The 5,573-nt window shown below is 61.9% G+C and carries 6 protein-coding genes; all 6 read right to left on the bottom strand.

The genetic code is table 11. The features are described 5' to 3' along the window. Nucleotides 1–246: 246 nt before the first annotated feature. Nucleotides 247–1,083, bottom strand: a complete 837-nt coding sequence (dapD, locus tag ACEW8Q_RS00985; RefSeq protein ID WP_373502184.1) for a 2,3,4,5-tetrahydropyridine-2,6-dicarboxylate N-succinyltransferase — start codon at nucleotides 1,081–1,083, stop codon at nucleotides 247–249. A 44-nt stretch (nucleotides 1,084–1,127) separates the two neighbouring features. After that, a complete protein-coding gene (locus tag ACEW8Q_RS00980) occupies nucleotides 1,128–1,820 on the bottom strand; it encodes a pyrimidine 5'-nucleotidase (RefSeq protein ID WP_373502183.1) in 693 nt (230 codons plus the stop codon). Further along, complete coding sequence (argB, locus tag ACEW8Q_RS00975; protein WP_373502182.1) at nucleotides 1,817–2,707, bottom strand: acetylglutamate kinase; 891 nt, start codon at nucleotides 2,705–2,707, stop codon at nucleotides 1,817–1,819. The genes ACEW8Q_RS00980 and argB overlap by 4 nt, the downstream gene beginning before the upstream one ends. 62 nt (nucleotides 2,708–2,769) lie before the next feature. Next, nucleotides 2,770–3,402, bottom strand: a complete 633-nt coding sequence (gene yihA, locus ACEW8Q_RS00970; protein ID WP_373502181.1) for a ribosome biogenesis GTP-binding protein YihA/YsxC — start codon at nucleotides 3,400–3,402, stop codon at nucleotides 2,770–2,772. Continuing rightward, entirely contained in the window at nucleotides 3,399–5,159 is a 1,761-nt protein-coding gene (yidC, locus tag ACEW8Q_RS00965; protein WP_373502180.1) for a membrane protein insertase YidC, read from the bottom strand. The genes yihA and yidC overlap by 4 nt, the downstream gene beginning before the upstream one ends. Beyond that, the coding region (gene rnpA / locus ACEW8Q_RS00960) for a ribonuclease P protein component (RefSeq protein WP_373502179.1) at nucleotides 5,156–5,573 on the bottom strand (418 nt) is incomplete at its 5' end. The genes yidC and rnpA, both read right to left, overlap by 4 nt.

The following is a 5,573-nucleotide window of genomic DNA, read 5'->3' as shown; positions in this document are numbered from 1 at the left end:
CTTCCAAAGCCATCCCCGGTTGTGGTGAGTTGAGAAGGCCGACTTTACCGCAATCCGCCCTGCGCCGCTTCGCGCTGCAGGACGGCGGCGTGATCAAGTGCGCACTGATCTTCATTTGGCAGAGCCACGAACAATCCCGCTCAATAGATATTTGAAGTCCATTTCGTTCTCCCCTTTGTGGCGCAAGCGCCGACGGCCCCGCGGGGGAGTATTACCCAGGCGGAGGTGATCCGGAAGGGGGCTGGGTCAGTCGCGCAACAGCTCGTTGATCGAGGTCTTGGAGCGGGTCCTTTCATCGACGCGCTTGACGATGACGGCGCAGTAGAGCGACGGCGAGGGCGAGCCGTCGGCATAGGGCTTCTGCGGCAGCGAGCCCGAGACCACCACGGAGTAAGGCGGCACCTTGCCCATGTGGACCTTGCCGGTGTCGCGCTCGATGATCTTGGTGGACTGCCCGATGAAGACGCCCATGGAAATGACCGAGCCTTCACCCACGATGACGCCTTCGACCACTTCTGAGCGCGCACCGATGAAGCAGTTGTCCTCGATGATGGTGGGGCCAGCCTGCATCGGCTCCAGCACGCCGCCGATGCCGACGCCGCCCGACAGATGCACGTTCTTGCCGATCTGGGCGCAGGAGCCGACCGTCACCCAGGTATCGACCATGGTGCCAGTGTCGACGTAGGCGCCCAGGTTGACGAAGGACGGCATGAGGATGGCGCCCGGCGCAATGTAAGCCGACTTGCGGACGATGCAATTCGGAACGGAACGGAAGCCCGCCGCGCGGAATTCCTTCTCGTTCCAGCCATCGAACTTGGACGGCACCTTGTCCCACCAGCTTGAAGCCCCGGGGCCGCCTGAAATCATCGCCATGTCGTTGAGGCGGAAGGACAGCAGCACCGCCTTCTTCAGCCACTGGTTGACATGCCATTCGCCATCGCGCTTCTCGGCGACGCGCGCCTTGCCCGAATCCAGCAGATCAAGAGCCGCCATGACGGCATCGCGGACGGCGCCCTTCGTCTCGAGGTTGACCTTGTCTCTGGCCTCCCAGGCCTGTTCGATGGTGTTCTGAAGATCGGTCATGGCTGTCCCTGCTGTGTTCCGGCCAAACTAGCCGGGGCTTTTTGTCAGTCAATACGCTTTGCGATGATCGCTGCGAGAAATGCGGCAAGATCGTCGGTGATGTGGTGGATGTGTTCCTGAACGGTGCCGCCGGTCGCCTTGTTCAGGTGCTCGGCATCATCGTTCTGGGGCGAAACGACGAGCACTGTCGTCATGCCCAGCGCGTGCGGCGCCTCGAGGTTACGAGCGATGTCCTCGAACATGGCAGAGGTTTCGGGGCGGATGCCGGTCTGTCCTACGAATTTCCGGTAGGGCTCCATCTCGGGCTTCGGGATGAAGTCCGAGTGCACGATATCGAAGATGTCGCCGAAGTGATGCGTGATGCCGATGCGGGCCAGGACCTTCTCGGCATGGGCCACCGTGCCATTGGTGAAGATGAGCTTGCGGCCCGGCAACGCGTGCAGAGCCTCGTCGAGCAGCATGTTGAGCGGCACCGGCGAGTGGTCGATGTCGTGGACATAGTCGAGGAAGGCGTCGGGCTCGATGCCATGCTCGGTCATCAGTCCACGGAGCGTCGTTCCGTATTTGTAGAACATCTGCTTCTGCCGGAGCTTCGCCTCGGCATATTCGACTTTCAGGAGCTTGGAGACGAACTCGCCCATCTTGACATCGATCTGGTCGAACAGCCGGCAGGATGCCGGGTAGAGCGTGTTGTCGAGATCGAAGACCCAGGTGTCGACGTGATCGAAGCCTCTCATACGCCGGTTCTCGAAATGCGGGTGCCGACGCCATGCGGTGTCAGCAATTCGAGCAGCACCGAATGCGGCACGCGGCCATCGAGGATGATGACGCCCTCGACGCCGGAATCGACGACAGCCGCGGCGCTCTCGACCTTGGGGATCATGCCGCCGGTGATGGTGCCATTGGCCACGAGCTCGGGAAGATCACCCACCTTCAGCTCGCTGATGAGGTTCTTGTCCTTGTCGAGAACGCCCGCGACATCGGTGAGGAGAAGCAGGCGCTTGGCGCTGGTTGCCGTGGCAATGGCTCCCGCCGCCGTATCGGCATTGACGTTGAAGGTCTCGCCCTCCCAGCCCACGCCCACGGGCGCGATCACCGGGATGGCATCACTCTTCATGATGGTTTCAAGAATCTCGATGTTGACGCGCACCGGTTCGCCGACGAAGCCGAAGTCGATCTCGACGGTCTTGCCGGTTGCCGGATCGGTCTTCTTCTTGGTGAGCTTCTCGGCGATCAGGAGATTGCCGTCCTTGCCGGAAATGCCCACCGCGCGGCCGCCCGCCTGCTGGATCGATGCGACGATCGACTTGTTGATCGAGCCCGAGAGGACCATCTCGACCACCGACATGGTCTCGGCATCGGTGACGCGCAGGCCCTCGCGGAACTCCGCCTTCACTTCGAGCTTGTCGAGCATCCTGTTGATCTGGGGGCCGCCACCATGGACCACGATGGGGTTCAGGCCACAGACCTTGAGCATGACCATGTCGCGCGCGAACTGGTGCGCCAGCGCCGGATCGACCATGGCGTGGCCGCCGTACTTGACCACGATAATCTGGTCGTCATAGCGCTGCAGGAAGGGCAGCGCCTCGGAGAGGATTCGGGCGGTCGTGGTGATGTCGTCCATGGCAATCTTCCCGGTGAATGGTGGAGCGCCATACAGGACATTCATGACGCTTGCAAAGGGGTCTAGAGCAGGCCTGCGATCTCGGCGCGAAGCTCGGCGATGCCGGTCGCCTTCCCGCTTGACGTGGCGTGGACCACGGGAAACGCCGCAGGATGTTTCTTCACCGCCGCCTGCACACTCGCCAGGACCTCTTCAAGCTCAGCCGGCTTGATCTTGTCGATCTTGGTGAGGACAAACTGGTAGGCGACGGCTGACTCATCGAGCAGTTGGAGCATCTCCTCGTCAGTCGACTTGATGCCATGGCGCGAGTCGATCAGCACGAAGGCGCGGGTCAGGCCGGGGCGGCCGCGAAGATAGCCCTTCAGTACCGCCTGCCATCTCTTGATCTCGGCCTTCGATGCCTTCGCATAGCCATAGCCCGGCATGTCGACGAGGGTCATCCGCTCGTTCACATTGAAGAAGTTGAGCTCGCGCGTGCGGCCCGGCGTGTTTGAAGCGCGGGCGAGTTCGTTGACCCCCGTCAGCGCGTTGATGAGCGATGACTTGCCAACGTTCGAGCGCCCGGCAAACGCGATCTCGACGCCCTCCGATGGCGGAAGCTGATCGAGCGCCGCGACACCCATGATGAAACGCGACGGGCCGCCGAACAAACGGCGGCCCGCATCGATCTGGTCTTCAGTGAATTCCACGCTCAACTTGCGGCCTTCTTCTTGTTGAGGAAGGGCAGGCTTTCACGGATGTTGCCGAAGAAGTCGATCTCGACACCGTGCCGCTTCATGATGAAGGACTGCTGCAGGATCGAGAGCGTGTTGCTCCAAGCCCAGTAGATGACCAGACCCACGGGGAAGCTGCCCAGCATGAAGGTGAACATCACCGGCATCCAGTTGAACAGGCTGGCCTGCACCGGATCTGGCGGCGTGGGGTTCAGCCGCATCTGCAGCCACATGGTGATGCCCATGATGATGGGCCAGACGCCAAGCATCAGGATGGCGGGCGGTGTCCACGGGATCAAGCCGAAGAGATTGAACAGGCTTGTCGGATCGGGCGCCGAGAGATCGTGGATCCAGCCGAAGAAGGGCGCATGGCGGAGTTCGATCGAGGTGAGGATCACCTTGTAGAGCGCAAAGAAGATGGGAATCTGCACGACGACGGGCAGGCAGCCCGACAGCGGCGAGACCTTCTCGCGCTTGTAGAGTTCCATCATGCCCTTCTGCTGGGCCATCTTGTCGTCCGGATATTCCAGCTTCAGCTTTTCCATCTCGGGCTGGAGCTTCTTCATCTTGCTCATCGAGGCATAGGACTTGTTGGCGAGCGGGAAGACCGCGAGCTTCACAAGCACCGTTGCGAGCAGGATGGCGATGCCGAAGTTGCCGACGAGACTCTTGATCCAGTCGAGCAGGTAGAACATCGGCTTCGTCAGGAAATAGAACCAGCCCCAGTCGATCATGTAGTCGAAGCCGGCGATGCTGTACTTGGTGCCGATGGCATTGACGGTGTTGACAACCTTGGCGCCGGCGAAGAGCTGATCGCGGTGAGACGCAGATGTGCCTGGCTGCACAATGAGGGCATCGCGGGCGACGTAGCCCGTCTGGTAGACGTCGCGCGAACCCCACTTCTGGTGAAGGATGTTTGCCGTGACGGGCTTGGCCTGGTCGGGAATGAGGGTGGCTGCCCAATACTTGTCGGTGAAGCCGAGCCAGCCGCCGGTCGAGTCCAGCTTCATGGGCTCCTTCTGCTCGGCGACGTCGGAATAGTGAATTTCCTGAAGCTTGCCGTCGAGCCAGCCGAGCATGCCCTCGAAGAACACCCAGTAGCCGGACACGACAGGCGTGTCCTGGCGCTGCAGTCGGGCATAGGGAATGAGCGCCACGGGGGCTGCCGACTTGTTCTCGACCGTCTGGGTGACGGTGAAGACGTATTCGTCGCCGACCTCGATCTTGCGCGTGAACAGGAGCCCTTCGCCGTTGTCCCATGTGAGGACGACCGGATTTGCCTCGGTCAGCACGGCATCGGCGGGTGCGGTCCATAGCGTGGTGGCGTCTGGCAGCTTGGCCAGCGTACCGGTGGCCGGCACGAATCCCTGCTCGGCGAAGAGCGCGCCCGGCGTGCCGCTGGGCGACAGGAACGTGATTGTCGGGCTCTTTGGATCGATGGTTTCGCGGTAGCGCAGCAGGTGGAGGTCGTCGAGTTGAGCGCCCTGAAGGTTGATCGATCCGGCCACATAGGGCGTTTCGATCTTGATGCGCGGCGTAGACGCCAGCGCCGCGTCGCGGGTGACCGGCAGAACCGTGGTATCGGGCTGGGGCGACGTCGTGGTCGTCGTCGTCGTCGTTTCGGTGCCCGTCTGCGTCAGCTGATCTTGCAAGGGCTTGGCATAGAAATACTGCCAGGCGAAAATGATCAGCATCGAGAGGACGATGGCAAGAATGAAATTCTTGTTGTCGTATTTCATGGTGTATCCTTGACCGCCGTCGGCTGCGCGGTGCGATGCAGCCGTTTCAAGGCGGAATTGAGATCGTTCTCGAGTTCGGAAAAGCTGCGGGCCGCTGTCGTCCCGCGCCCGATCAGCACATAGTCATAACCCGGCCGGGCCATATTTTCGAGCTTGAGGCGGGCAATCTCGCGCAGGCGGCGCTTCACCCGGTTGCGGACCACGGCGTTACCGATCTTCTTGGTGGCCGTAAACCCCACGCGTGAAGGCGCTGCGTCCTTGCGGTCGCGCGCCTGGACCACCATGCCGGGCATGGCGGCATAAGCTGCCTTTGCGGCGGCAACGAAATCCTGCCGTCGCTTCAGGCGCTCCATGTCAGGGGAAGTCCGGCGCTCAGGCCGAAAGGCGCTTGCGGCCCTTGGCGCGGCGGCGGGC

Source organism: Aestuariivirga sp., from assembly GCF_041738905.1.
Lineage (GTDB): Bacteria > Pseudomonadota > Alphaproteobacteria > Rhizobiales > Aestuariivirgaceae > Aestuariivirga.
The sequence above is the reverse complement of the archived record's forward strand: the minus strand, read 5'-3'. Positions and strand labels throughout refer to the sequence as shown.